Annotated in this window: 28 protein-coding genes; 18 read left to right on the top strand and 10 right to left on the bottom strand. The window is 55.7% G+C overall.

Going from position 1 to position 22,180, the window contains the following annotated elements:
• Positions 1 to 30: 30 nt before the first annotated feature.
• Together MLD66_RS06425 and MLD66_RS06420 are read left to right on the top strand one after the other, a co-directional pair.
• The gene (locus tag MLD66_RS06425) at positions 31 to 246 is read left to right on the top strand and encodes a DUF2862 domain-containing protein (RefSeq protein ID WP_247216162.1); all 216 of its coding nucleotides are present in this window, start codon (positions 31 to 33) and stop codon (positions 244 to 246) included.
• Positions 246 to 1,298: an ArsA family ATPase gene (locus tag MLD66_RS06420; RefSeq protein WP_247216160.1), complete on the top strand. Its 1,053-nt coding sequence runs from the start codon at positions 246 to 248 to the stop codon at positions 1,296 to 1,298. The genes MLD66_RS06425 and MLD66_RS06420 overlap by 1 nt, the downstream gene beginning before the upstream one ends.
• Positions 1,299 to 1,307: 9 nt before the next feature.
• Here the strand turns inward: MLD66_RS06420 and MLD66_RS06415 are convergent, their stop codons facing one another.
• On the bottom strand, positions 1,308 to 1,472 hold the full coding sequence (locus tag MLD66_RS06415) for a hypothetical protein (RefSeq protein ID WP_247216157.1): 165 nt from the start codon (positions 1,470 to 1,472) through the stop codon (positions 1,308 to 1,310).
• Between the two features lie 83 nt (positions 1,473 to 1,555).
• On the opposite strand from MLD66_RS06415, the gene MLD66_RS06410 reads away from it, so the two are divergent.
• The 4 genes from MLD66_RS06410 (at position 1,556) to MLD66_RS06395 (ending at position 5,477) form a co-directional block, all read left to right on the top strand.
• On the top strand, positions 1,556 to 3,664 hold the full coding sequence (locus MLD66_RS06410) for a hypothetical protein (protein ID WP_247216155.1): 2,109 nt from the start codon (positions 1,556 to 1,558) through the stop codon (positions 3,662 to 3,664).
• An 80-nt stretch (positions 3,665 to 3,744) separates the two neighbouring features.
• Positions 3,745 to 4,173, top strand: a complete 429-nt coding sequence (locus MLD66_RS06405; RefSeq protein WP_247216153.1) for a DM13 domain-containing protein — start codon at positions 3,745 to 3,747, stop codon at positions 4,171 to 4,173.
• A 29-nt stretch (positions 4,174 to 4,202) separates the two neighbouring features.
• Positions 4,203 to 4,763 (top strand): sigma-70 family RNA polymerase sigma factor, encoded by a 561-nt coding sequence (locus MLD66_RS06400; RefSeq protein ID WP_247216151.1) that lies wholly within the window; start codon positions 4,203 to 4,205, stop codon positions 4,761 to 4,763.
• 15 nt (positions 4,764 to 4,778) lie between these two features.
• Complete coding sequence (locus MLD66_RS06395) at positions 4,779 to 5,477, top strand: anti-sigma factor (protein ID WP_247216149.1); 699 nt, start codon at positions 4,779 to 4,781, stop codon at positions 5,475 to 5,477.
• 153 nt (positions 5,478 to 5,630) lie between these two features.
• On the opposite strand, the gene MLD66_RS06390 is transcribed toward MLD66_RS06395, so the two are convergent.
• Positions 5,631 to 6,173 carry a DUF2854 domain-containing protein gene (locus MLD66_RS06390; protein ID WP_247219006.1) on the bottom strand — a complete coding sequence of 181 codons (543 nt, stop codon included), beginning with the start codon at positions 6,171 to 6,173 and terminating at the stop codon, positions 5,631 to 5,633.
• Positions 6,174 to 6,475: 302 nt separating this feature from the next.
• Between MLD66_RS06390 and MLD66_RS06385 the strand changes: the two genes are divergently transcribed.
• Genes MLD66_RS06385 through MLD66_RS06375 form a run of 3 tightly spaced genes read left to right on the top strand, consistent with a single transcriptional unit; the run spans position 6,476 to position 8,661 of the window.
• Positions 6,476 to 6,910, top strand: a complete 435-nt coding sequence (locus MLD66_RS06385) for a hypothetical protein (RefSeq protein WP_247216147.1) — start codon at positions 6,476 to 6,478, stop codon at positions 6,908 to 6,910.
• Entirely contained in the window at positions 6,907 to 7,503 is a 597-nt protein-coding gene (locus tag MLD66_RS06380; protein WP_247216145.1) for a ribonuclease H family protein, read from the top strand. The genes MLD66_RS06385 and MLD66_RS06380 overlap by 4 nt, the downstream gene beginning before the upstream one ends.
• A gap of 3 nt (positions 7,504 to 7,506) precedes the next feature.
• Positions 7,507 to 8,661 (top strand): 5-(carboxyamino)imidazole ribonucleotide synthase, encoded by a 1,155-nt coding sequence (locus tag MLD66_RS06375; RefSeq protein ID WP_247216144.1) that lies wholly within the window; start codon positions 7,507 to 7,509, stop codon positions 8,659 to 8,661.
• Between the two features lie 28 nt (positions 8,662 to 8,689).
• Here the strand turns inward: MLD66_RS06375 and MLD66_RS06370 are convergent, their stop codons facing one another.
• Positions 8,690 to 10,822: a serine/threonine-protein kinase gene (locus tag MLD66_RS06370; protein ID WP_247216142.1), complete on the bottom strand. Its 2,133-nt coding sequence runs from the start codon at positions 10,820 to 10,822 to the stop codon at positions 8,690 to 8,692.
• A gap of 134 nt (positions 10,823 to 10,956) precedes the next feature.
• Here MLD66_RS06370 and MLD66_RS06365 point away from each other — a divergent pair, with 134 nt between their 5' ends.
• From MLD66_RS06365 to MLD66_RS06340, 6 genes are all read left to right on the top strand, one after another.
• Positions 10,957 to 11,319 carry an NAD(P)H-quinone oxidoreductase subunit 3 gene (locus MLD66_RS06365; protein ID WP_247216138.1) on the top strand — a complete coding sequence of 121 codons (363 nt, stop codon included), beginning with the start codon at positions 10,957 to 10,959 and terminating at the stop codon, positions 11,317 to 11,319.
• A complete protein-coding gene (locus MLD66_RS06360; protein ID WP_247216137.1) occupies positions 11,310 to 12,026 on the top strand; it encodes an NADH dehydrogenase subunit K in 717 nt (238 codons plus the stop codon). The genes MLD66_RS06365 and MLD66_RS06360 overlap by 10 nt, the downstream gene beginning before the upstream one ends.
• A gap of 52 nt (positions 12,027 to 12,078) precedes the next feature.
• The gene (locus tag MLD66_RS06355) at positions 12,079 to 12,531 is read left to right on the top strand and encodes an NAD(P)H-quinone oxidoreductase subunit J (protein ID WP_247219004.1); all 453 of its coding nucleotides are present in this window, start codon (positions 12,079 to 12,081) and stop codon (positions 12,529 to 12,531) included.
• Positions 12,521 to 12,910 (top strand): helix-turn-helix domain-containing protein, encoded by a 390-nt coding sequence (locus MLD66_RS06350; RefSeq protein WP_247216136.1) that lies wholly within the window; start codon positions 12,521 to 12,523, stop codon positions 12,908 to 12,910. The genes MLD66_RS06355 and MLD66_RS06350 overlap by 11 nt, the downstream gene beginning before the upstream one ends.
• A 215-nt stretch (positions 12,911 to 13,125) precedes the next feature.
• A complete protein-coding gene (locus MLD66_RS06345; protein ID WP_247216134.1) occupies positions 13,126 to 13,473 on the top strand; it encodes a hypothetical protein in 348 nt (115 codons plus the stop codon).
• Positions 13,473 to 14,111 carry an ABC transporter ATP-binding protein gene (locus MLD66_RS06340; protein ID WP_247216132.1) on the top strand — a complete coding sequence of 213 codons (639 nt, stop codon included), beginning with the start codon at positions 13,473 to 13,475 and terminating at the stop codon, positions 14,109 to 14,111. The genes MLD66_RS06345 and MLD66_RS06340 overlap by 1 nt, the downstream gene beginning before the upstream one ends.
• Before the next feature lie 291 nt (positions 14,112 to 14,402).
• On the opposite strand, the gene MLD66_RS06335 is transcribed toward MLD66_RS06340, so the two are convergent.
• From MLD66_RS06335 to MLD66_RS06325, 3 genes are all read right to left on the bottom strand, one after another.
• A complete protein-coding gene (locus MLD66_RS06335; protein WP_247216130.1) occupies positions 14,403 to 15,254 on the bottom strand; it encodes a phycobilisome linker polypeptide in 852 nt (283 codons plus the stop codon).
• Between the two features lie 103 nt (positions 15,255 to 15,357).
• On the bottom strand, positions 15,358 to 15,846 hold the full coding sequence (gene cpcA / locus MLD66_RS06330) for a phycocyanin subunit alpha (protein WP_247216127.1): 489 nt from the start codon (positions 15,844 to 15,846) through the stop codon (positions 15,358 to 15,360).
• 59 nt (positions 15,847 to 15,905) lie between these two features.
• Positions 15,906 to 16,424: a phycocyanin subunit beta gene (locus MLD66_RS06325; protein WP_247216125.1), complete on the bottom strand. Its 519-nt coding sequence runs from the start codon at positions 16,422 to 16,424 to the stop codon at positions 15,906 to 15,908.
• 537 nt (positions 16,425 to 16,961) lie between these two features.
• On the opposite strand from MLD66_RS06325, the gene MLD66_RS06320 reads away from it, so the two are divergent.
• Positions 16,962 to 17,714 carry a phycobilisome rod-core linker polypeptide gene (locus tag MLD66_RS06320; protein WP_247216123.1) on the top strand — a complete coding sequence of 251 codons (753 nt, stop codon included), beginning with the start codon at positions 16,962 to 16,964 and terminating at the stop codon, positions 17,712 to 17,714.
• Between the two features lie 3 nt (positions 17,715 to 17,717).
• Here MLD66_RS06320 and MLD66_RS06315 read toward each other — a convergent pair whose 3' ends face one another.
• The 4 genes from MLD66_RS06315 to MLD66_RS06300 form a co-directional block, all read right to left on the bottom strand.
• A complete protein-coding gene (locus tag MLD66_RS06315) occupies positions 17,718 to 19,421 on the bottom strand; it encodes an NAD+ synthase (protein WP_247216121.1) in 1,704 nt (567 codons plus the stop codon).
• Positions 19,418 to 20,089 carry an NUDIX hydrolase gene (locus MLD66_RS06310; RefSeq protein ID WP_247216120.1) on the bottom strand — a complete coding sequence of 224 codons (672 nt, stop codon included), beginning with the start codon at positions 20,087 to 20,089 and terminating at the stop codon, positions 19,418 to 19,420. The genes MLD66_RS06315 and MLD66_RS06310 overlap by 4 nt, the downstream gene beginning before the upstream one ends.
• Complete coding sequence (locus MLD66_RS06305) at positions 20,086 to 20,676, bottom strand: nicotinate-nucleotide adenylyltransferase (protein ID WP_247216118.1); 591 nt, start codon at positions 20,674 to 20,676, stop codon at positions 20,086 to 20,088. Before MLD66_RS06305 ends, MLD66_RS06310 begins: the two co-directional genes overlap by 4 nt.
• Positions 20,677 to 20,740: 64 nt before the next feature.
• Complete coding sequence (locus tag MLD66_RS06300) at positions 20,741 to 20,983, bottom strand: DUF6439 family protein (RefSeq protein ID WP_247216116.1); 243 nt, start codon at positions 20,981 to 20,983, stop codon at positions 20,741 to 20,743.
• 40 nt (positions 20,984 to 21,023) lie between these two features.
• Here MLD66_RS06300 and MLD66_RS06295 point away from each other — a divergent pair, with 40 nt between their 5' ends.
• Both MLD66_RS06295 and MLD66_RS06290 read left to right on the top strand, forming a co-directional pair.
• Positions 21,024 to 21,368, top strand: coding sequence for a DUF2203 domain-containing protein (locus MLD66_RS06295; RefSeq protein WP_247216114.1), 345 nt, complete (start codon positions 21,024 to 21,026; stop codon positions 21,366 to 21,368).
• Positions 21,369 to 21,456: 88 nt separating this feature from the next.
• Positions 21,457 to 22,107: a peroxiredoxin gene (locus tag MLD66_RS06290; protein ID WP_247216112.1), complete on the top strand. Its 651-nt coding sequence runs from the start codon at positions 21,457 to 21,459 to the stop codon at positions 22,105 to 22,107.
• The last annotated feature ends 73 nt before the right edge of the window (positions 22,108 to 22,180 follow it).

The following is a 22,180-nucleotide window of genomic DNA, read 5'->3' as shown; positions in this document are numbered from 1 at the left end:
CTGGGCATTGGTTCCCTAGGATAAAGGCGTATGGCGGCAGAAATGTATGTCGGTCAGCAAGTGCGGGTGTGCTGTTTGAAAGACCGGGTCGGCTCTGAAATCAGCAAAAAACTGGGTCAAGTCGGCGTGGTGAGTGATATGCGGGTGGTGGATGGCAAGGGAATTGGGCTGATCGTGCGTTTCAATGACCAAAGCCAAACCTGGTTTTTCCCCGAAGAATTGGAACCCGCCTTTAAGCTGAACTGATGGCGCGCATCATCACCTGGCTGGGGCAAGCGGGGCAGCGGGCAGGCATCGTCGCCGGGGTGGCTCGCTGGTTCGCCCAACGGCAAAGACGGGTGCTGGTCGTCACCCATTGCCCCAACCCCCACCTGGATCGGGAACTGGAAACCCCCTTAACCCCGCAACCCCAGGAAGTGAGTCCAGGGATCAAAGCGGTACAACTCCAAGCCATCGTCCTACTTGAGCAACTCTGGGAAGAACTCAAGGCTCTGGAAGCCCGCTATGTGAAATCCCCCTTTTTCCGGGACGTGTATGGGCAGGAATTGAGCGTCTTTCCGGGTTTGGATAGTTTATTGACCCTGAATGCCCTGCGGAGTTATCGCCAGGATGAGCAGTACGATGTGATTTTATACGACGGTGCCAGCGACCGGGAAACCCTGCGGATGATGGGGGTGCCCACCCTGGCGGACTGGTATTACCGGCGGTTTACCCAGGTGTTGGTCGCTTCGGAATTTAGCCGCAATGTTTCCCCCTTTGTCACGCCTTTGGTGGGGGCGATGTTCACCAGTGGTTGGGAAAACCAAAGCCTGGAGCAACCCAAGGAATTCCTAGAAAATTTGTTCCGCCAGGGGCAAGATTTGGTCAATGACCCCCAAGCCCTGTGCGCCTATTTGGTCACCAATGGTCACAAGTTTGACGTGCAGATGGCTCGCTGGTGGTGGGGGAGTGCCCAGCAGGTGGATGTACGGGTGCAGGGGGTGTTGTTGACCGAGGGGGAACCGGCGACCTTGGGGGATCGCTTTGCGCCCTTGCCGGTGGGGACGGGGGAGCATTTGTTGGATTTTGACCATTTGGCTCCGGTGCCCGCCCCGATGACCTTGGACTTGGAAGCCAAACAAATTCAGTTGTTTTTACCCGGATTTCAGAAATCCCAGGTTAAACTCACCCAGTATGGCCCCGGCTTAACGGTTGAGGCGGGGGACCAGCGGCGGAATATTACCCTACCAAGCCAATGGCAAGGGCAGAAGATTACCAGTGCCCGTTTCCACGAACCCTACTTGACCATCACCTTTTAAGATTACATTCTAATTATGTTGATTATCTTGATTATCTTGCCCTGGGGGAACGTATGGGGGACGCAGACCAACGGTCAACCAACCTACCGCCAGCCAATGGGGGGGAAACGCCTGCCCCAGAACCATCGTCGGCACCACCATCAGGGTTAGAGTCGGTTGGCTCACGGGATTCATTAGCGGAATCAGAAACAAACCCTTGGACGGCATCTGCTCATCTTTCTGAATTAGAAGCTAATCCCTTGAGCGTATCTGATAACTTGCCAGAATTAGAAGATAATTTACCAATACAAAAAAATGATTTAACAGAAGGATGCGTTAAGCCCACAGAATTAACTAATGATTTACCCGTACCGGAAATTAACTCGCCAGAAGCATTGGCTTCCTCGGCAGAATTAGAAGATCATTCCCCCGATTTAAGCAATCATTCCCCCGCCGCAGAAACTAATCCGGTAGAAATAGCCCCTATTTCATCAGAGTTAGATAGCCCGTCCATAGAGTCATCTGCGCCGCCGCCTGGATTAAATCCTGAAGTGCCTGCGCCAGAAGGTTCTCCCGGTACCACCCCGCAATTACCCGATCCGCAGGTGCCGGTTCAGCGTGCTTGGCGCAATGCTCCCCGGCCGCAAAAATGGACGCAACTCCAACGCCCTGCCACTTGGCCCTTGTGGTTGTTGGGTTTGGGCACGTTGGCTTTGGTCTATCTTTTGGTCTTGACCAGTTTTTATTGGGTGGGGCAGGCGGGCAGTCAAATTCTCTTTTTAACCCTGCGTTACTTTAGCTGGGTGCAACCGCCGGTGGGGATCACGGTGGGTTTGCTCTGGTTGTGTTTCACGACGGCTCCTTGGGTACTGGGCTGGAGCGTGAAACGGTTGGGAACGGGACGGGCGTTGACCCTGGCGGAATTGGGGGAACGGTTCCCGGAAACCGCCCGATTGCTGGAAAAATTTAGCACCGACCGCCGCTGGCCGCCGATTAAACTCTGGTATTTGGAACATCCGGCACCCCTGGTATGGAGTTTTGGTTGGTTGCCCCGGGCCCATTGGTTGGTGATCACGGCGGGGGCGGAGTCTGCCCTGGATGACCGGGAGTTGGTGGCATTGGTGGCGCAGGAGTTGAGTCGGCGGTTGTTGGTGCGTTTGCCCCTGGGACGGACGGCAATATTTTTGGGGCTGGGCTTGCTGTCGGGGTTAACCTTGTTACACCACATTCCTTACTTAATTTATCTGCATCTGGCTCGGCTGGGGGAACGCTGGCGGCGGGTGAGTTGGCTGACGGGCACCCTGTCTTGGCTCTTTTATGGGTGGTGGGGATTGTGGCGGTGGGGGGGGTTGGGATTTGCCCGGGTATTTACCTGCTATGCTGACCGGCGGGCGATGCTCATTACCCCTGACCCGAATGCCCTCGCCCGGGCCATTTTGAAATTGAATGTGGGGACGGCGGCGGTTTTGCAGGAAAAGGGCGGTCTGCCGCATCTCTACAACCTGTGGGAATTGCTCCTGCCGGTACATCCCCGTTGGGGGGTCTTTTTGGGGACACTGCCGCCGGAGGTGCCCTGGGAGCAGGTGTTGCGTCCCCGCTGGCCTTGGTTGAATTTATCCCTGGCGCAGGCGGATGTGACCACTCGGTTGGGTCATCTGATGCGGTTGGCGCAGGACTGGAAGATACCGCCGGAGGTGACGATCCCCCCGCGGGAACCCTTGCCCTGGCAACAGCACGCCCTGTATCTGGCACCCTGGTTGGGGTTGGGGGCGGGCTGGTTGGTGGGGTGGTTCGTCGGGCTGTTGATGGGGTGGTTTTTGTCCCAGCCGGATCGGTGGGTGGCGGTGGCGTTGGCTTGGTTTGGCTGGGGGTGTGGAACCTTGGTGCGGGTGAATTTCTTTTATCCCGATCTGCCCCGCACTCGCCCGGAGGCGGAACCGGAGGTGGTACAGGCGGTGACGGTGGGGGCGCATTCCCCAGCCTATGGGCAACCCCAGTATTGGCAGGGGCAGTTGTTGGGGCGGTTGAGTTGGGATAATGCCCTGGGGCAGGATTTGTGGCTGGCAACCCGCAAGGGCACGATTCCCCTGCATTACCAACCGTCCCCCAGTTATTTACGGCATCTGTGGTTGGGCAGTCGCCATCCCCTGCGGTTGATTGGCAAGCCGGTGGCGGTGCAGGGGTGGTTGCGGTGGGGGGCGACCCCTTGGTTGGATGTGGAGCAGATGGAAACCCGGCAGGGCAAAAAAACCAAGGGCGGGCATCCGATTTGGGCAACCTTAGCCGCCTTTGCCGCCATCGCTATTGGGGTCTATATCCTGGGGTTTGTGGGGGTGAGTTGGCAGATTTTTGCCCCGACCGAATCCATCCCGGATTTGGGTTCGTAATTAGTGATAGATTCAACAATTTGTGTGGGTTTATGCCTACGTTCAATTGGTGAATTTGATCCCCCTTATCTTAGGAGTCAATGGTCATGAATTTTGGCAATTTAGGACGTTGGTGGGTGGGTGGGGCGATGTTTGTCTCCCTGGCGGGTGCGCCGGTGTGGGTTGCCCCGGGGTTTGCCCAAGCCCTGCGCCAAGGTATGTTTGTGAAAGCGGAACATCCCACCCAGGGCACGGCGAAAATTGTCACCGCAGGCGGCAAAACCTTTGTCGAATTTGACCAAAAATTCAAAACCGATGCGGGTCCCGATTTGCAGGTGATTTTGTACCGCCAAGCAACGGTGCCGATTGGTGGGTTGAAAGCCGAGGATTATGTGACTTTGGGGAAATTGCAAAAGACCCAAGGACAACAACGCTATGCCATTCCCGCTAATGTGGATGTGAGTCGGTATCAATCCGTAGCGGTTTGGTGTCGGCAATTTAACGCCACTTTTGGGTTCGCCAAACTGTAGGGGCAAGTCCGGGGGGTACACTGGAGGGTATGAATTTTTTTTCCCCCCGCAGCACCGACCAGGAATTGTTCCAGGGCATTCAGCAGGGTCAATCCCGGGCAATGGCTCTGCTCTACGAACGCTACGGTACCCTGGTGTATTCCTTAGCATTGCGAGTTTTGCAACAACCCCAGGAGGCGGAGGATTTGACCCAAGAAGTGTTTACGACCCTGTGGCACAAGGGGGGCTACAACCCCCAGCGGGGTTCTGTGGCGACCTATCTCACTACCCTGACCCGTTCCCGGGGCATTGACCGGCTGCGGATGCGCCAAGCTCGCCTGCGGTTGGCTCAGCGGTGGGGGGCTGGGGAATGGATGCCGGTGGCAGGGGGGTTGTGGGAACAGGTGAGTGTACAGGAACGGCAGGAGCGGGTACAGGCGGCGTTGTCCCAACTGGAGGCGGAGCAACGTCATCTGCTGGAACTGGCTTACTACCAGGGGTTGACCCAAGCCCAGATTGCTGAACAATTAAATCTACCCCTAGGCACGGTGAAAACCCGTACCCGTACCGTCCTGTTAAAACTCCGCAAATTGTTGCAGGATCAGATATAGACCTATCCCATGCCTATGAACGACCCCACGGAAGAATTATTGGCTGGTCTGGTTCTCCAAGACCTATCGGCGCAGGAATGGGAGGTGTGGGAAACCCAAATGGCCACCGACCCGGCTTTGGCGCAGGAATTAACCGCATTAAATACCGCTTGGCATAGTTTGGCCTATGGTTGCGAAGCCGTGGCACCTCCCCCTCCCCTCAAACAGAAAATTCTCGCCACCGCCCCGGCCCGTCCCCGGCCTTGGTTGTGGGGGATAGCGGCGGCGGGGGTGGTAGGGAGTTGTGGACTGGGGGCCTGGGGTTGGTTCAACGGTCAGCAGCTGCGCCTCGCCCAGCGGGAATTGCAGGTACAACGGGAAGTGGTGGCGGCCTTGCAAAACCGGGACACCCAGATGGCCACCCTGACGGGCAGGGATACGGCCAAAGGAGCGACTGCCCGGGTGCTGACGGGGCAAGGGGAAGTGCTGGTGGTGTTTAACCAAAAACTCCCCAAACCCCCCAAGGATCAGGTCTATGTCCTGTGGGCGATCACCAAGGATGGGAAAAAAATCGCCTGCGGTAAATTCATTCCCAACGAGAGTGGGGTGATTCGCTGGGCCAATCCTCGCTTTATGCCCAATGCCCCGAACGTACAAACCCTAGCCATTACCCAAGAGCCAGACATGACGGATGCCCCCACGGGTCCAATGGTAATGGGTGGGTCAGCGATTTGATAGGGCGATATACGGCAATCGTACTTGAATTATGGGTAAAAATTTGATACTCAGAGAGTAAAGGGTCGCAGGGCATCGCCCGGTTCTGGTTCTAACCGTCTGGGTGGCGTAGTAACTTTGTGATTCACATCAATTCCTGAAAATTGCTATAAATTAACGGGTACTCAGTAAGGCCAATTCCACCATTTCCTCCTGGGGTTGATGGAGGGCAATTTGAATATCGGGGCCAAAAAAATTGGTTAATTTCTCTACCTTTTCTTGCCACATCGTCCAGGGCACATCCGGGGAATCGAAGGTCAATACCAAGGTGTAATGGTTATCCCGCAATTCCTCATGGATACCCACCAAAACCGGCCATTCCTCATCCGTCTCCCCTAATTTCAGCCGTTCTAGGGCCGCACCCAAATGCACTTTTTCCCCGTAACGGTAGCGGGTGACCTCCTGGCGGATTTGATTTTGGGTCGGGGTGGCCTGCGTCCGGTGCGCCATCACCTCCGGGGGTGTGGGTTGCCGCCAGGGTACCGGGGGCAATTCCGCCGCTTTCAGGGCCAATCCCCCCAGCAGGAGGGGAATCCCGTAAAAGAAACCAGCCAAATTCAAAGTCGGCATATCGGCAAAGTAAGCCCCAAAACCGATCACCGTTAAGATGGAACCAATCACCAAACCCACCCCACCGAGGGGAATCCGTTGCAGTATTTGCGGCATTTTTAGTTGCTTTTCCGTTTCCAATTGCAGGGAACCCTAAGGCTCACCACGACAAACGTGAGACACTAAAGAACAGTTTAACATAGGCTTAAAACAGTCATTCTCCCCTGGCAAACCGATAGGTATTTTCATGTAATTTTGCACATTGGGGATTTCGCCACCGATGCCAACGGAGCAAATGATTCTGCGGGTGTCCTATAATTGCCAATTGATAGCGGTATCCCAAGGATAAACCGTTAATTATCTAAGGTTTACCGGTCAATGAGCGCACAAAAACTGTGTTACACGGGTTGATGGGGAATGTAGAAACGGTGATTGAACTGGGGTTGGTCGTGGCTCTGGTTGCTCCCTGGTGGCGGCCTTTATCCCCGGACTACCGGACATGGGGGTTGACCGTAGGACTGGGAGCCATTTTGGGGACAGGCGTTTGGCTGGAAACCGGCAACACTTTACCCGGTGCAATGGCGGGGGCAGGTGCCTTTGCCCTGGGGGGATTGATCCTCTGGCCACAATTCCACCGTTCCAATGCCAAACAAAAGCATTACTTTGAACAAACATTCACCCAACTACTCACGGGGCAACGGGCATGGGATGCGCCCACTTTGACGCAACTATTTCGCACGGCTCCCCCCTCGGAATTACCCCGTTTGCGGGCTACCGTCCGCTATATGTACGTCCATGAACCGGAACTCCGCCCCTTGCTCGCCCCATTTTTGGAGGCATCATGACCCGTAGCAAAGCCTATGTGGTGTGGCGGGGACGTAAACCCGGTGTTTATCGTACTTGGGATGACTGTTGGGCACAGGTGCGGGGCTTTAGCGGGGCGCAGTACAAAAGCTATCCCGACCAGGCGACCGCCGACCGAGCTTTTTACGAAAATGGCGGCGATTTACCCATGCCTGATTCCCCTAGCAAAACGGACTATGTGCGCCAAAGTTACGCCGTGGATGGAGCCTGCTCCGGCAATCCGGGGGTGATGGAATACCGGGGTGTGCTCACCGAGAGCGGGGTAGAAATTTTTCACCGGGGCCCCTATCCCCTGGGAACCAACAACATCGCTGAATTTCTGGCGATTGTCACCGCATTGCAATGGTGTGCGGCACGGGGCTGTGATTGGCCAATCTATTCCGACTCCCAGATCGCCCTGGGTTGGGTGCAAAAACGCCAATGCCGTACCAATTTGGCGTTAGAGAACACCCCCTTAGGTGCGGAAATTCGTGCCGCCGAACGCTGGCTCCGCACCCACCCCTACCCCAACCCCCTGTTGAAGTGGGACACCCGTCGTTGGGGGCAAATCCCAGCGGATTTTGGGCGGAAATAGGCTGTGAATCCGACCGTAGGCGTTTTGGGCGGGGGACAACTGGCGTGGATGTTGGCACAGGCGGCTCAGGATTTGGGAATTACTTTGTGGGTACAAACCCCCGACCCCCAGGATGCCGCCGTTTCCCTCAGTGCTGGGCAGGTGATTGCGCCCCTGGATGACCCGTCAGGTCTTGCCCAACTGATGCAAAAATGCGACCTGATTACTTTTGAAAATGAATTTATCAACTGGGAATTACTTGCCCGCTCTGCCCGCCCTGGGGTCATGTTTCGCCCCAATTTAGCCAGCCTTGCCCCCCTTTTGGATAAATACGATCAACGCTGTTATGTCCGGGATTTGGGCATCCCCCAACCGGAATTTTGGCTTCTGTCCCAGGGTGACCCCCCACCCACCCTACCCCTGGTCGTGAAAGCCCGCCGCCACGGTTATGACGGTTTGGGTACCCGGATCATTCGCACCCCGGCAGAGTTAACCGCCCTGTGGCAGGAATGGGCTGTTCCCACCGTTTTGGCTGAAGCCTATGTGCCGTTTGAGCAGGAATTGGCACTCGTCGCCGCCCGGGACTGCCAGGGCACTATTGCCGCCTACCCCGTCAGCCGCACCCACCAAGTCAACCAGGTTTGCCGGTGGGTCTATGCCCCCGCCCCCCTCCCCGATGCGGTCAGCCAGCAACTCCAACAGCACACCCACACCCTGCTCACCGCCCTGGACTACCAGGGGATTTTGGCGACGGAATGGTTTTATCTCAGGGAAGGCAATGGTGATGACAAGATACTGCTTAATGAAATCGCCCCCCGCACCCACAACTCCGGTCACTACACCCTGGATGCCTGCGTCACTTCCCAATTTCACCAGCATTTACGAGCCATCACCGGGCAATCCTTAGGCAGTACCGCCCTGACCACCCCCGGTGCCTTGATGGTCAACCTACTGGGCTATGAAACCGCCACCTGTGAGTATTTAGCTCAACGGCAACAGCTGGCGCAATGGGGCAAGGTGTACTGGTACGGCAAAACCCAATCCCGACCGGGGCGCAAACTCGGGCACATCACCCTCCGAGATTGCCATCCTGAGGAAATCCAGTCCTGGGTTGAGCGCATCGAATCCCTCTGGTCAGGTGGTGCCGGGAGTGCTATCTTGGTCATGCCCAAAATTTAGGGCATTGGGTCAGGCATAACCCTTGCCACTACTTGGCGATCTGCCAGAGTTTGATCGTATTATCCCGGCTACCACTGGCCAGCCACCGCTGGTCTGGGCTAAACGCCAGGGACGTAATCCCTTTTTCATGCCCCGCCAAGGTCATCAGCAACCCATAGGACTGCCCATCCCACACCCGGATGCTCCCTTCCCAACCACCGGTTACCAGATAGCGCCCATTGGGACTATAGGCCACCGCCCGCACCCCTTCCTTGTGCCCCGTGAGGGTGGTAATCGGGTCGCCGTTATGGAGATGCCACAGATGGGCGGCGGTATCTTCACTGCCAGCCACAATTACTCGCCCGTCGGGACTGACCACCACCACATTGAACCCACTGCCGCTGAAACTAGAGGGGCCAAGGATATTCCGCAGGGGGTCGCCCCCATCCGTCAGCCATACCTTGATCGAATTGTCCCAACTGCCCGTGACCAACAACCGCCCATCCGGGGTAAAGGTGACGGAACGCACATGGCTGGCATGACCCGTAAGGGTGGTCAACAACGCCCCATTGTCCACCTGCCAAAGTTTAATCGTCTTGTCCTCGCTCGCACTCGCCAGTACCAGCCCATCGGGACGCATCGCCAGGGAGTCAATGGTGCCCCCGTGCTTGTTAAATAAATTGCCCAGGGTACGGATGGGTTTGTCCCCCGGCAGTTGCCAGAGTTTAATCACCCGTTCTTCCCCCGCCGCCGCCAACAACCGCCCATCAGGACTGAGCGCCAAAGCGTGTAATCCCGCCGGATTGTTGCTCCCCCAACTCAACTGGCGGGGATAACTCAGGGAACTTAGCCCCCAACACAGCACCAGACCGTCCCGACCACAGCTAAATAGATAACGGCTATCGGGACTGAAACCCAAGGCCTTGACCCAATTACTATGACCAGCTAACGTATGAACACAAGGCCAGGTTGGATCGACCTGCACCGTCGTCGTCTGGGGGGGTGGGGTGCGGGTGCCAAGGCGGGAAGGTGGGGTTTGGGACAAACGACCCGTATCGGGATTGAGCCGACTGGCAGGACGACCTGCCCCGGTGGGGGGAATGGTACCTCCAGTGGTACGCACGGGTGTGACCGGAGGATTCGTGCCACCAGTGCCCAAGCCCCCAAGTCGCCCCAGCCCCGGTAAAGGATTCAAGGGATTGCTCAAACCCGCCCCCGGTACCCCCAAACGCCCCAAGGTGCTCACCGAGCGGGTGGGTTGCTCCAGGGCTTGGAATGCCTCCCAGGCTACCGACGCCGAAGCAAATCGTTGCCCCGGTAACCGCTGTAATAATTTATCCAAAAACTGCATCAACCCTTCGCTCAGGGGTTGTTTGACCGCTTGCCGCCAGAGCCACACATTTTCCCGGATATTAAATAATTTACTGGGGGAAATACCCGTCAGGAGATAAATGCAGGTGGCGCCCAAACTGTATAAATCGCTGGCAAACACCGCCTTGCCCATCATCTGTTCCGGGGCGGCAAACCCACTGCTCCCAATCGCCGTACCCGTTTTGAATAAACCCGATTCCCGCACAAACTTCACAGCCCCAAAGTCCACCAGAAATAGCTTTTGGTCGGATTTTTGGCGAATGATATTTTTCGGCTTCACGTCCCGGTGAATGACATTTTGCTGGTGAATATAGTCCAGCACCGGGAGTAAATCAGCCAGTAATTGCCGGATTTTGGTTTCATCAAAGGTACCTTTCCGCAACAGTTCGTCCGCTAAATCTTGACCGTCAATAAATTTTTGCACCAGATAGGATTTGCCATCCAGGATGAAATAGGCTAATAAATCAGGTATTTGCGGATGGTTGCCCAGGCGTTCCAGTTGCACCGCCTCCTGTTCAAACAGGGTCATGGCTTTTTGCATCGCCTCCGGGGATTGGATCACCTGGGGCTGAAAAAGTTTAATCACACAGGGGGGACGGGAGGGAATGCTTTCATCCACCGCCTGAAAGGTACGCCCAAAATTCCCCTGCCCAATGGGTTTGACCGCCCGATAACGCCCTTTGAGCACCAAGGGACTGCCACACGCACGACAGGAGTTTTCCGTAGCCGCATTTTCGGGGGCGGGACAGTCGGGGTTGAGACAATAGCTCATGGGGTTATATGCAGTGGTGCGCCCGGTCACTTTTATCATAGCCCCTTTTTTCTGGTGTGCCAGATCACTGACCGACCCCAAAGCTCACTGGGTGGTAATTTCCTGGAATTTTCTTCCCTATTTAAGGAGGGCTGTGGCATCATGGGGGATAGCCGTTACCTGGGGTTGGGGTTGTGTTTGAATTGCAAGGCTACGACTATGTGCTGGTGTTTTTGTTGGTGTGTAGCGTGGTGCCGATTGCCGCTTTGAGCCTGTCTGGTCTGCTCCGCCCCAAGGGAACTGGGCCGGAACGCCGCACCAGTTATGAATCGGGGATGGAACCCCAGGGAGAAGCCTGGGTACAGTTCAACATCCGTTACTATATGTTCGCCCTGGTGTTTGTGGTGTTTGATGTGGAAACCGTGTTCCTCTATCCCTGGGCGGTGGCGTTTCACCAGTTGGGACTGCTGGCGTTTGTGGAAGCATTAATTTTTATTGCTATCCTGGTAATTGCCCTGGTCTATGCGTGGCGCAAAGGAGCTTTGGAATGGTCATGACCCCCACCTTTGGCGAAGCCAAAATTTTGAATCCGATTGAGCGACCCCAGGTGACCCAAGACCTGGCGAATAATGTGATTTTGACCACTTTGAATGACCTGTACGATTGGGCGCGGTTGTCCAGTCTGTGGCCCCTGCTGTACGGGACGAGTTGCTGTTTTATCGAATTTGCGGCACTGATCGGCTCCCGGTTTGATTTTGACCGGTTTGGTCTGATCCCCCGCTCTAGCCCCCGGCAGGCGGATTTGATTATCACGGCGGGGACGGTGACGATGAAGATGGCGCCAGCGTTGGTGCGGTTGTATGAACAAATGCCTGACCCCAAGTATGTGATTGCCATGGGAGCCTGTACGATCACCGGCGGGATGTTCAGCACGGACTCCTACACGGTGGTGCGGGGGGTGGATAAAATTATTCCGGTGGATGTGTATCTGCCCGGGTGTCCCCCCAAACCGGAGGCAATTATTGATGCCATTATCAAACTGCGGAAAAAAATTGCCCAGGAGGATGCCCGGGAGCGCAGTCTCTATGAGCAAACCCACCGCTATTTCACGGTGAAGCATGAGTTGAAGGTGGTGCCGCCGATTTTGACCGGGGAATACCTGCAAAGCCCGACCCGGCAAGCGCCGCCCCAGGAGTTAGCCCAAGCGATGGGGGTTCCTGTTGGTGCTCTGGCTCCCCAAACCGAGGAGGTGGCGGGTGGCTGAAACGACCGGTCAGGAGTTAGCCCCGGTTGAGGTTGGCTCGGTTTCCCAGTGGTTGACCAGTCAGGGGTTTGAGCATCGCTTTCTGGGGCGGGATCACCAGGGGGTGGAAATCCTCCAGGTGGATCGGGAGGTGCTGTTGCCGATTGCGACGGCTTTGTACGGCTATGGGTTTAATTACCTGCGCTGTCAAGGGGGCTACGATGTCGGGCCGGGGCAGGAGTTGGTGAGTTTTTATTACCTGGTCAAGCTGGCGGACAATGCGGATCGCCCGGAGGAGGTATGTGTCAAGGTATTTTTACCCCGTCACGACCCGAAGGTGCCCTCGGTGTATTGGATTTGGCGCACGGCGGACTGGCAGGAACGGGAAACCTACGATCTGTACGGCATTGAATACGTGGGGCATCCCCATCTGAAGCGGATTCTCTTGCCGGAGGACTGGGTGGGCTGGCCGATGCGGAAAGATTACGTTACCCCGGACTTTTACGAATTGCAGGATGCCTACTGACCTGCCCTTGACCTACGAAACCTTTTGGCAGGACGAGCGGCTCACCTGTGCGGTGGCGGCGACCTTGCGGGTAATTGCGGGGCGGTGGAAAGTGTTGATCCTGCGGGAACTTTTGCCTACTCCGCAACGGTTTAACCAACTCCAACGAGCCTTGGTGGGCATCAGTAGCAAGGTGTTGGCGGAACAATTACGCCAAATGGAGCAAGATGGGATTATCCACCGTCAGGAATTTGCGGAATTGCCCCTCCGGGTGGAATACGCCCTCACGCCCTTGGGTCAGCAACTGCATCCTGTCCTGCACCACCTGCACCAATGGGGGCACGCTTATCTTACCCTTCATCCCGACCGCTCGGAGCAGTGGGTCGCCGGGGATGATTAAAGGACATAGCAATCCTACTTAATTACAGAAATTCCCCAGAACCAAGGACGGGGGCGGTGCCCCCCTGCGACCCCTGTTCCATTCTTATTTAAGATTGCTATAGTTATAAACAATTACAACAGATTAGATGGTGATTCCCCGTGTACCTTTATGATGGATAAGTCATAAATTGCTCGGAAGAGCATAGGGATTTATTTTTTCAGGAGTTAGATTTTATGGTACATCGGTACGCTTTAGCGTTTGCGGTCATGCTTTGGTTGGGGGGAGCGGGCTTTGCAGAATCCGCTTTTGCCCAACGGCGGCGGGTGAATACGGTACCGGGGCCTGCGGGGGTTGACCCGGTTACAGAAGTCAATCCCGTCGTTAATCCCGTTGTAGGTCCCCGGCGTGTCCGTCCCGTTCCTGGGCCGGCGGGACTGAATAACCCCGTCCTGTTGAAGACCTTGCCCCCCAACTATCAAACAGTGGTCGTGGCAGGGGTGACCTACTACGTTGCCAATGGGGTGTATTACATCTACGACCCGGCACGTCAGGGCTATGTGGTGGTGGTTGCTCCCCAGTAATGCTCTCCTTGGTTGAGGTCACCTATCATCCACCCGCCGCTCCCCGCCCGATTTTGCATCAGGTCAGTTTTACGGTGTCCCCCCAATCCTTGACCTTGATTGTTGGGGTGAGTGGGGCGGGCAAAACCACCCTATTGGAATTAATCGCCGGACTAGCCACCCCCACGCAGGGGCAGATTCTCTGGCAGGAACAGGCATTACAGGCGACGGATTTGCAGGAATTGGCGGGGCTGGTGTTTCAGTTCCCCGAGCGGCATTTTTGCGGTCTGACCCTCTTGGAGGAATTGCGGCTTGGGCATCCCGAACTCACCCTGGAGCAGGTACAGCAGGTCTTAAATACGGTGCATTTGGGCGAGGTACCCCTGCATCAGCCCCCCCATCACCTGAGCGGCGGGCAACAACGGCGGTTGGCTCTGGCGGTGCAATTGATTCGGCAACCCTATTTGTTATTGCTTGATGAACCCTTGGCGGGGTTGGACTGGTCCATGCGCCAGCAGGTCATGCAATTATTGCAAGAATTAAAAAATACTTGGTCTTTGTTGGTGGTCAGCCACGATACCCGGGAATTGAGTGGGATGGCGGATCAGGTGTGGTGTTTGGCTGGGGGCAAATTGAATAAATTAGAGCGCATTTCCTAATAACGGGTTCATGTTCATTACACTCGCCATATCTGGCTAAGTTCTGTGAGAATAGGGGTCGCAGGGGCGTAGCCCCCGTCTTGGTTCTCGATACTATGGGCATTCCAGCGAGATAAACGTCAATGGGTGCAAATAAATAGAGGTGCCCATATAAACTATGCGCTAACCACCACAAAAAAAATACCCCACCGGGGGTATATCTTCATGGCGTGGAGAGTAACGGTTGCAATAATTTTCCCAAATATCTATTCACCAATCATCGGTGATAGATGATTCAGGTTTGGGAACCCATTAGGCGGGGGTAATGCTGGCGATCCGCCCCCCTTGGCGTTGGATTTGTTGCATCCGCATGGAAAGTTGCTCGTAGGGCACCAACAGGGTTTGGGTACTGCGACGCACCCGAGCACCCGTTACACCCGTAATTTCCACCCGGTACACCCGACTGCTTTCCCCCACCAATGCCCCTTGACGGGCAGGCCCCGTTTGGTTGGGGGTCGGACGGAACGACCAGGCATCGTTTACCCCAGAGGGGGCAATCACCGTGTTGGCCGTATTGCGGGCTAAATCCCAGGTGAGGCGGGGGTTGCGTTGCTCCACCTGCGCCCGGTCACTGTTGGCATAGCCCCGATACAGGCGGAACATCCGGGTAAAGCCCACGGTTTTTTGCCCGGTTTGAGACCAAAAACCCCGGTAGTAGGGCACGATATGCTCGCCAAAATTATCTTGATACTCCCGGCTGTCAATGTAGGAATCAATCTCCGCATCGTAGCCCTGGTTAACGTACAGGTCATTGTGCAGGCTGATTTCCATCTCATCGTAGGGTGCCCGCCCCAAAAGATGCTTGTAATTTAACTCGATAAACCGCACCTGGGGCAGGGGATAGAAAAATTTGTTTTTGTACAGTTCGGATTTCGCCAACGCCCGCACAAATTCCCGGACGGTGATATTGCCATTGCGCAGTTGGGACTCGGCGAATTTCAACCGCTCCGCCCCCATAATATAGTCGTTCCCAATCACCTGCCGGTAGGCCGCCCGGATCACCCGGTCGTAATCGGTTTCCGTGGGCTGGCTCCGCAGTTCAACCCGGCTATTGCGCTCAAATTCGCTGATGCCTAAATTTTGCGCCGAAGTGGATGTGGTCATGGCCTGCTGTTCCCCCAAAAAAATGCAAATAATTACCAATAACAAACCCGGCAAGAACCACCCCAAAGGCTATTCCCACCGGGTTTGCGACCAAAGGAATGGACTAGCTCAGGGCATTGATGGCGTAGTCAATGTAATTGTTGGCTTCCGTGGCCGGTTGACCGGTCAGCCCGTGATTGGCTTTGATGCTCTTCAGGGCTTCCACATACCAACTGGGGGACAGGTTGAAGCTACTGTTGATTTCGTCCAAACCGGCGATCAGGTACTCATCCATCGGGCCAGTCCCACCCACGATCAGGCAGTAGGTGATCATCCGCAGATAGTAGCCGATGTCCCGAGCGCACTTGGCCTTGCCCCGCTCGTCGGAAGCATACTCGTTGCCCTGCATTTGAGTGGTGTAAGGAAACTTGCTGTACACCGCCTGTGCCGCTTGGTTGATTAACTGATCCGCCTTAGCGGTCAATTCCTTGGCGGCTTGCAGACCCGCTTGCGCCCGGCCAAAGCGACCAAAAGCGGCTTGCAGTTCGGTGTTGCTCAGGAAACGGCCTTCGCTGTCGGCGGAAGCAATGATCTCGGTCAGAGGGGTTTTCATGATCGGTCAACTCCTAAAGATAAAGGTTTCAACACAACAATCAGAGCCAGCGCCAAGGCTTAGACGACAGCAGCAGCGGCCCGGTCAAAGTAGCTGGCGATCTCAGAGACGATCTGGCTACAATCCCCCTTGGTGATACCCGTGGGGTCGTTGACGATGGAAACAGCCGCTTCCTTCATTTTTTGAATCCCCACCGCTACAGAAGCACCGGGGGTACCCAGAGCTTGGTAGGTTTCCCGCAGACCATTCAAACACCGGTCATCCAGCACGCTGGCATCCCCAGCCAACACCGCATAGGTCACGTAGCGCAGGATGATTTCCATATCCCGCAGACAGGCCGCCATCCGCCGACTGGTATAAGCGTTGCCGCCCGGTTGGATCAATTGGGGCTGTTCCGCAAACAGGCTACGCGCCGCATTGGTGACAATAGCGGCGGCATTCGAGGTGAGACGGTTGACGGCATCCATCCGCTTGTTGCTCTCTGCCACCATGGCAGCCAGGGCATCAATTTGGGAAGCACTGATGAATTCCCCCCGGGTGTCCGCTTGGGCAACGACTTTGGCAAATGCGTCCAACATGGATGTGAATCTCCTTAAAACGGAATCTGCATTAGACGGTTTTCATGACGGAAGTTGGGTTGGGCATAACCTCCCCTCAGCACCATTCTCAAAAACCTTGGGTTTCTCAGAATCGTCCCAAAGGGATGGGGAACCAAATTCCCGGCCTGCACCACATCACCTCCAAAAACTTTTATAACTGAAGATTAGAACCAACTTTTTTAAGAATGATTGCGGGCTGACTCAGATGGTCAACCTGGACACAAACCGGCTGTAACCCATACGGAAAGGGTATTACGCCTGTTTTCCCTGAAAATCCTAAGAACCAAACTCCCAGATTTTTGCAATAAAAGTTAACAATAGTTCACCAAAAATGAGGATTCGGGCGGAATTGGGGGGGATAGGGGGCAATTTCTTTTGTATTTCTTAATAGATAGCATCAAACTGCTTAACATTTTCAGAAACTGGGGATGGGGGAGCCATTCTTGAGTATCATCAGAAGGCAGAACGCAACCGCGCGTGCGACCCCAAGCATGATATTTTTTTGGAGAAATACCGATGGCGTTACCTTTGCTCAGCTACGGGCCGACCAGCCAAAATCAGCGGGTGGTGGGCTATGAGGTCGGGGGGGACGAACAACCCCGGGTGTTTACGACGGAGAATTTGTTGTCCGCCAGCGATATGGATGGGTTGATTTGGGCGGCCTACCGGCAGATTTTCAGCGAGCATCAACTGCTCAAAGCTAACCGGCAGACCATTCTGGAGTCGCAGTTGCGCTACGGGCAGATTACGGTGCGGGATTTTATCCGGGGGTTGGTGCTGTCAGAGACCTTCCGCCGTTATAACTATGAGTTCAACGACAATTATCGGTTTGTGGAATTGGTGGTGCAACGGGTGTTGGGGCGGGATGTGTACAGCGAGCGGGAAAAAATCGCCTGGTCCATTGTCTTGGGCACCAAGGGCATTAAAGGCTTTGTGGATGCGCTGATCAACAGCCCCGAATACATGGAAAATTTTGGGGACAATACGGTGCCCTACCAACGGCGGCGGATTCTGCCCCAGCGTGCCCAAGGAGAAACGCCTTTTAATCTGAAAACCCCCCGTTATGGGGCGTACTACCGGAAAAAACTGGGCTTCCCCCAATTGGGGGCGGGGCTACCCGCCAAACGGATTCCCGACCGGGGACGCCGGGGGGGAGACCCGACGGACTACCGGGATTTGGCACGCTTGGTCATTTACTCGGTGAAAACGCCGCCCGCCACCGCCACCATTCCCGAGGATTTCCTCGCCGCCGTGCCCCGTCGCAGGTAGGGTCTAGGGGTTCAAGGGCAGTTTGCGCCGGGGGGGTTGGGCAATGTTGGGTACCCGCCAGCCCCGGTCAAATCCCCGTTCGGACATTTTCAGGACGGGGGCGGCTTGGAACCGCTTAAATTCCGCCCGTTGCACCAGTTGCAATACCTGTTCTACCAAGGTGAGGTCATAACCCGCTTGGGCGATCTGCTCCGGGGTTTGCCGTTCACTCAGCCACCGCTGGAGAATATCATCCAGCACCTCGTAGGGGGGCAGGCTCTCCTGGTCGGTTTGGTGGGGTTTTAATTCCGCACTGGGCGCTTTGGTTAAGATGGATTCGGGAATGCACCGGTTTTCGCCTCGTTGCTTCGTATCGTCATTGTACCAGCGGGCGAGGGCGTACACCTGGGTTTTGAACAGGTCCCCGATGGGTGCTAATGCGCCGCACATATCCCCATACAGGGTGCAGTATCCCACCGCCAGTTCGGATTTGTTGCCCGTTGCCAGCACCAGGGCGTGGAATTTATTCGCCAGTGCCATCAGCAGGGTGCCCCGGATGCGGGACTGGATATTTTCCTCGGTCACATCGCTGGCGTAGCCCTGGAAGAGGGGGTTGAGGCTCTGGGCGTAGGCATCCATGAGCGGGTGGATGGGAATTTTCTCGGTTTTGATCCCCAAATTCGCCGCCAACGCCAGGGCATCGGTCACGGAGTGGTCGGAACTGTAGGGGGAAGGCATCAGCACCCCCAGCACCTGCTCTGCTCCCAGTGCTTGCACCGCCAACGCCGCCACCACCGCCGAGTCAATCCCCCCGCTCAGCCCCAGCACCACCCGCTGAAAGCCGCTTTTGTGGACGTAGTCCCGAATCCCCAACGCCAACGCCTGCCACACCTCCGCCCAAGGTGCCGGGGGGGTCTGCACCCGGGTATCCTGCCATTGCCCCTGGACGTAGCGCACCGTCTGCACCTCTTGGGTGAACGCCCGTCCCCGTTGCACCACCTGCCCCGTGCCATCCAAAATTAGATTGCGCCCATCAAAAATCAACTGATCCGTCGCACCCACCTGATTGACATACAGCACCGGCACTTGGTACTTACGGGCGCAGTGGGCTAAAAGGGCTTCCCGCAGGGCACCTTTCCCTTGCCAATAGGGGGATGCGGACATATTGATCAAAATATCAATGCCCCGTTCCATGAGGGTAGGAATGGGATTTTGGGGGTAGCGTTTGCCGCTCCAAAATTGCTCATCGTTCCATAAATCCTCACAAATGGTGACCCCAAAATGTACCCCCTGCCAGCGCAGGATATTCACTTGGACACCGGGTTGGAAATACCGATGTTCATCAAAGACATCGTAGTCCGGGAGCAATTGTTTATAAAAGCTGTAGCGAATCCGCCCGTCTAATAATAAAGCCGCCCCATTAAAGAGTGGTTTTTCCCCCTTTTGCCACCAATCGGGATTGGGAAAAATCGTACCCACCAATACGCCAATTTTCGGGGGAATGCGGAGGGCGAGATGGTGCAGGGCGGTTTGGCAATTTTCCACAAATAAAGGGTCAAGCAACAGGTCTTGGGGCGGATACCCACACAGGGACAATTCCGGGGTGATCAGTAAAGAAATCCCCTGAAAAGCGCAGTGTTTTGCCGCCTGGAGAATTTTTTGACTATTGCCAACCAAATCCCCCACTGTGGGATTCAACTGGGCTAAACCCAAACGCAATTCGCTCATATAAATACCATCGGTTTATCTTTGTAGGGTAAAAAAGCGTGCTGGTCAAACCGATATAAACTGGCGGGACGACCCGCCCCCCGACAAACTTTTTGCCCCGTATCTTGTAAAAAACCCAGCTTCAATAACCGGGAACGAAAATTAGAATAATCGCTAAAATCTTCCCCCAAAATAATCGTATATAACTGATACAATTCTCCCAGGGTAAACAACTCCGGCAGAACCTGAAACGCAATCGGACTGTACTCTAATTTATTGCGTAGCCGTTGATAGCCATAGCGGACGATCTGGGCGTGATCCCCCCACAGGGAGGGCAATTGGGACACCGCTACCCATTCCACCGGTTCCGGCTCCGGCAAAAGGACGGTTTCCTGGTACTGCACCAGAGCAAAATAGGCGACGCACAGGCACCGGCGTTCGGGGGTTTCCCGTTCATCCCGCCCTGGTCCCCCAAAGGTGTAAAGCTGTTCTAAGTACAGATGTTCCACCCGCAGTTTGGTCGCCAACACCTGATAGGCTTGTTCCGCCAGGGTCAATTCCCCCGCCAAACCCATCCCCGGTAGGCGAGCCGGTTCCCCCCCACACACCAGCACCAACAGGCGATGCGCCGCCGTATCCACGGAAAAAATCACCGTCACCACATCAACGGTAACCTGGAGGGGGGTCATACGGTTGAGGGGAGTGCCGCCTCCTGATAAAGCTGATGGCGATGGATGTAGTCCAATACCGCCGGACTCAGTTCCGCCTGCCCTTGCCCCTCCCGAAACGCCCGGGACGACCAATCCGGCACCGTAATCGGGGCAATGCTCACCTGGGGGCTATGCTCGTGTAACCAATCCAACGCCGCTGGGGCAAGGGGATAACCGGTGCGGGGAATGATCACCACATTCACCTGGGGGAACAATTCCTCCGCCTGATGCCACCGGGGCAACTGGGGCAGTAAATCCGCCCCCAACGCCAGGGTCAAACTCGCCTGGGGCCACTGCGCCTGCGCCCGCGCCACACTCACCCGGGTGAACCGATGGCTCAATTCCGGGCACAACTGCACCCGGGGTTCCCCCAATTCCCGTAGCAGACAGTCCAACATCGCCATCCGATGCGCCAAGGGGGTTTGCCCCGTTTTCAAGGGATTGTCCGCCGCCCAGACCAAGGCGAGGTCAAATTCCTGCCCCAACCACTGGATAATCTGCCGGTGTGCCAACGTCGGGGGGTCAGCACTGGTGCCAAATAAGGCTAACCGTTGGGGAACTGCCATCGTCCGCCTCGGTAAGGGTAAATTATAGTGATTTTAACCAAAAATCAGTGGGGTTGCCCAGGGTTCAACCATGCTCTGGGCAGGGGGGGGCTTTCAGGGAACGGTCTAACCAACCCTGCGCCTGCTGGGTATGAGCCAAAGCCTGTTCCGGCTGGTCATGCAGGAGATAGCTCAAAGCGGCGGCTAACTGCTCAGCGGCACGGGCATGGCGATTATTTTTCAAACGATGCCACTGCTCCGGCGTAATCCGCAGGCGGTCACACAGGGCTTGCGCCAATTGTTGCGTCTCGGGTTCCATGCCAGCCATCGGGATACAATGAAGGTGCATTTCCTCAATTGTAATCCACGTGAGCGAACCACCGTCAGCGGCGGACTGGGAACAAGCCCTCGCCCAACTGGAAAACGACCTGATGGCACTCAAAGCCCGCTATCACCAGGTGCAGACCGCTCAAAAAGCCCGCTCCGAACTGCAACCACGGCACACCCAAGTCCGGGAACATCTGCGCCGCTACAAAAACCGGGAAGCCCAGGCGGAACTCCAGCAACTCCAACGACAACTGGCGGAACTGGAAGTGACCCTGGAAAGCCAACTACTCACCTGGAGTAGCTTCAAACAACCCTTTTGGCAGGCGGTACGCTTCGGGGGCTTGGGGTTCGTCCTCGGGGTCGCCCTCCACCACTGGCTGTCTTAAAAATCCCTTAACTTGATCGGAAAATGCGAGTTTTTTGAGTATCCTATTAGGTGATGATAAGTGCCCAAATCAATTTGGAGGTGTCGCAATGACTGAAGCAGTGGCGCTCAAACCCATTCCCCGCATTGGGGACCCCGCCCCGGATTTTGAGGTGATGACCACCCACGGCATGAAAAAACTCTCGGATTACCGGGGGAATTGGGTGATTTTGTTTTCCCATCCGGCGGACTTTACCCCAGTCTGTACCACGGAGATGGTGGGCTTAGCCCGAATGAATGAGGAATTTGAAAAACGGGGCGCCAAACTGCTGGGCTTGAGCATTGACAGCATCCACGCCCACATCGCCTGGGTGGAAAATATCCGTCAGAATTTCAACATTGAATTGCCCTTCCCCATCATTGCCGACCTGGATATGCAGGTGGCGAGCCTGTATGGCATGGTGCATCCAGGAGCCAGTTCCACCGCTACGGTGCGGGCGGTCTTTTTCATTGACCCGGATGGGATCATCCAAGCCCTGATTTACTATCCCCTGACCAACGGGCGCAATTTGGATGAAATTCTGCGGCTTTTGGACTCCTTACAGACCAGCCGTGCCAACAAAGTCGCCACCCCCGCCAACTGGCAAAAAGGGGAACGGGTGATCGAACCACCCCCGAAAACCGTAGAGGAATTGCAAAAACGGCGGGAAACCGACTACCCCGAAAAGGTGGACTTTTACCTGGTGAAAAAAGACCTGTAACGGTTCGCTTCCCTTCCTGGGCAACCGGGGAGGGATTTTGCCCCCAGAACGTGTTAGAACAAGGGGGTTAACC

It is taken from the genome of Synechococcus sp. C9 (genome assembly GCF_022984075.1).
GTDB lineage: Bacteria > Cyanobacteriota > Cyanobacteriia > Gloeomargaritales > Gloeomargaritaceae > Gloeomargarita.
Note: the sequence above shows the minus strand (reverse complement) of the source record. Positions and strands in the feature narration are given on the sequence as shown.

Bases quoted from the DNA above. Each gene is read 5' to 3' on its own strand.
- MLD66_RS06395 (WP_247216149.1), top strand. From the start codon at position 4,779: ATGAACGACCCCACGGAAGAATTATTGGCTGGTCTGGTTCTCCAAGAC.
- MLD66_RS06300 (WP_247216116.1), bottom strand. From the start codon at position 20,983: ATGGCTGGCATGGAACCCGAGACGCAACAATTGGCGCAAGCCCTGTGT.
- MLD66_RS06305 (WP_247216118.1), bottom strand. From the start codon at position 20,676: ATGGCAGTTCCCCAACGGTTAGCCTTATTTGGCACCAGTGCTGACCCC.
- MLD66_RS06415 (WP_247216157.1), bottom strand. From the start codon at position 1,472: ATGAATCCCGTGAGCCAACCGACTCTAACCCTGATGGTGGTGCCGACG.
- MLD66_RS06335 (WP_247216130.1), bottom strand. From the start codon at position 15,254: ATGACCACATCCACTTCGGCGCAAAATTTAGGCATCAGCGAATTTGAG.
- MLD66_RS06315 (WP_247216121.1), bottom strand. From the start codon at position 19,421: ATGAGCGAATTGCGTTTGGGTTTAGCCCAGTTGAATCCCACAGTGGGG.
- MLD66_RS06360 (WP_247216137.1), top strand. From the start codon at position 11,310: ATGGTCATGACCCCCACCTTTGGCGAAGCCAAAATTTTGAATCCGATT.
- MLD66_RS06370 (WP_247216142.1), bottom strand. From the start codon at position 10,822: ATGATAAAAGTGACCGGGCGCACCACTGCATATAACCCCATGAGCTAT.
- MLD66_RS06380 (WP_247216145.1), top strand. From the start codon at position 6,907: ATGACCCGTAGCAAAGCCTATGTGGTGTGGCGGGGACGTAAACCCGGT.
- MLD66_RS06405 (WP_247216153.1), top strand. From the start codon at position 3,745: ATGGTCATGAATTTTGGCAATTTAGGACGTTGGTGGGTGGGTGGGGCG.
- MLD66_RS06425 (WP_247216162.1), top strand. From the start codon at position 31: ATGGCGGCAGAAATGTATGTCGGTCAGCAAGTGCGGGTGTGCTGTTTG.
- MLD66_RS06290 (WP_247216112.1), top strand. From the start codon at position 21,457: ATGACTGAAGCAGTGGCGCTCAAACCCATTCCCCGCATTGGGGACCCC.
- MLD66_RS06350 (WP_247216136.1), top strand. From the start codon at position 12,521: ATGCCTACTGACCTGCCCTTGACCTACGAAACCTTTTGGCAGGACGAG.
- MLD66_RS06345 (WP_247216134.1), top strand. From the start codon at position 13,126: ATGGTACATCGGTACGCTTTAGCGTTTGCGGTCATGCTTTGGTTGGGG.
- MLD66_RS06320 (WP_247216123.1), top strand. From the start codon at position 16,962: ATGGCGTTACCTTTGCTCAGCTACGGGCCGACCAGCCAAAATCAGCGG.
- MLD66_RS06340 (WP_247216132.1), top strand. From the start codon at position 13,473: ATGCTCTCCTTGGTTGAGGTCACCTATCATCCACCCGCCGCTCCCCGC.
- MLD66_RS06420 (WP_247216160.1), top strand. From the start codon at position 246: ATGGCGCGCATCATCACCTGGCTGGGGCAAGCGGGGCAGCGGGCAGGC.
- MLD66_RS06385 (WP_247216147.1), top strand. From the start codon at position 6,476: ATGGGGAATGTAGAAACGGTGATTGAACTGGGGTTGGTCGTGGCTCTG.
- MLD66_RS06310 (WP_247216120.1), bottom strand. From the start codon at position 20,089: ATGACCCCCCTCCAGGTTACCGTTGATGTGGTGACGGTGATTTTTTCC.
- cpcA (WP_247216127.1), bottom strand. From the start codon at position 15,846: ATGAAAACCCCTCTGACCGAGATCATTGCTTCCGCCGACAGCGAAGGC.
- MLD66_RS06400 (WP_247216151.1), top strand. From the start codon at position 4,203: ATGAATTTTTTTTCCCCCCGCAGCACCGACCAGGAATTGTTCCAGGGC.
- MLD66_RS06325 (WP_247216125.1), bottom strand. From the start codon at position 16,424: ATGTTGGACGCATTTGCCAAAGTCGTTGCCCAAGCGGACACCCGGGGG.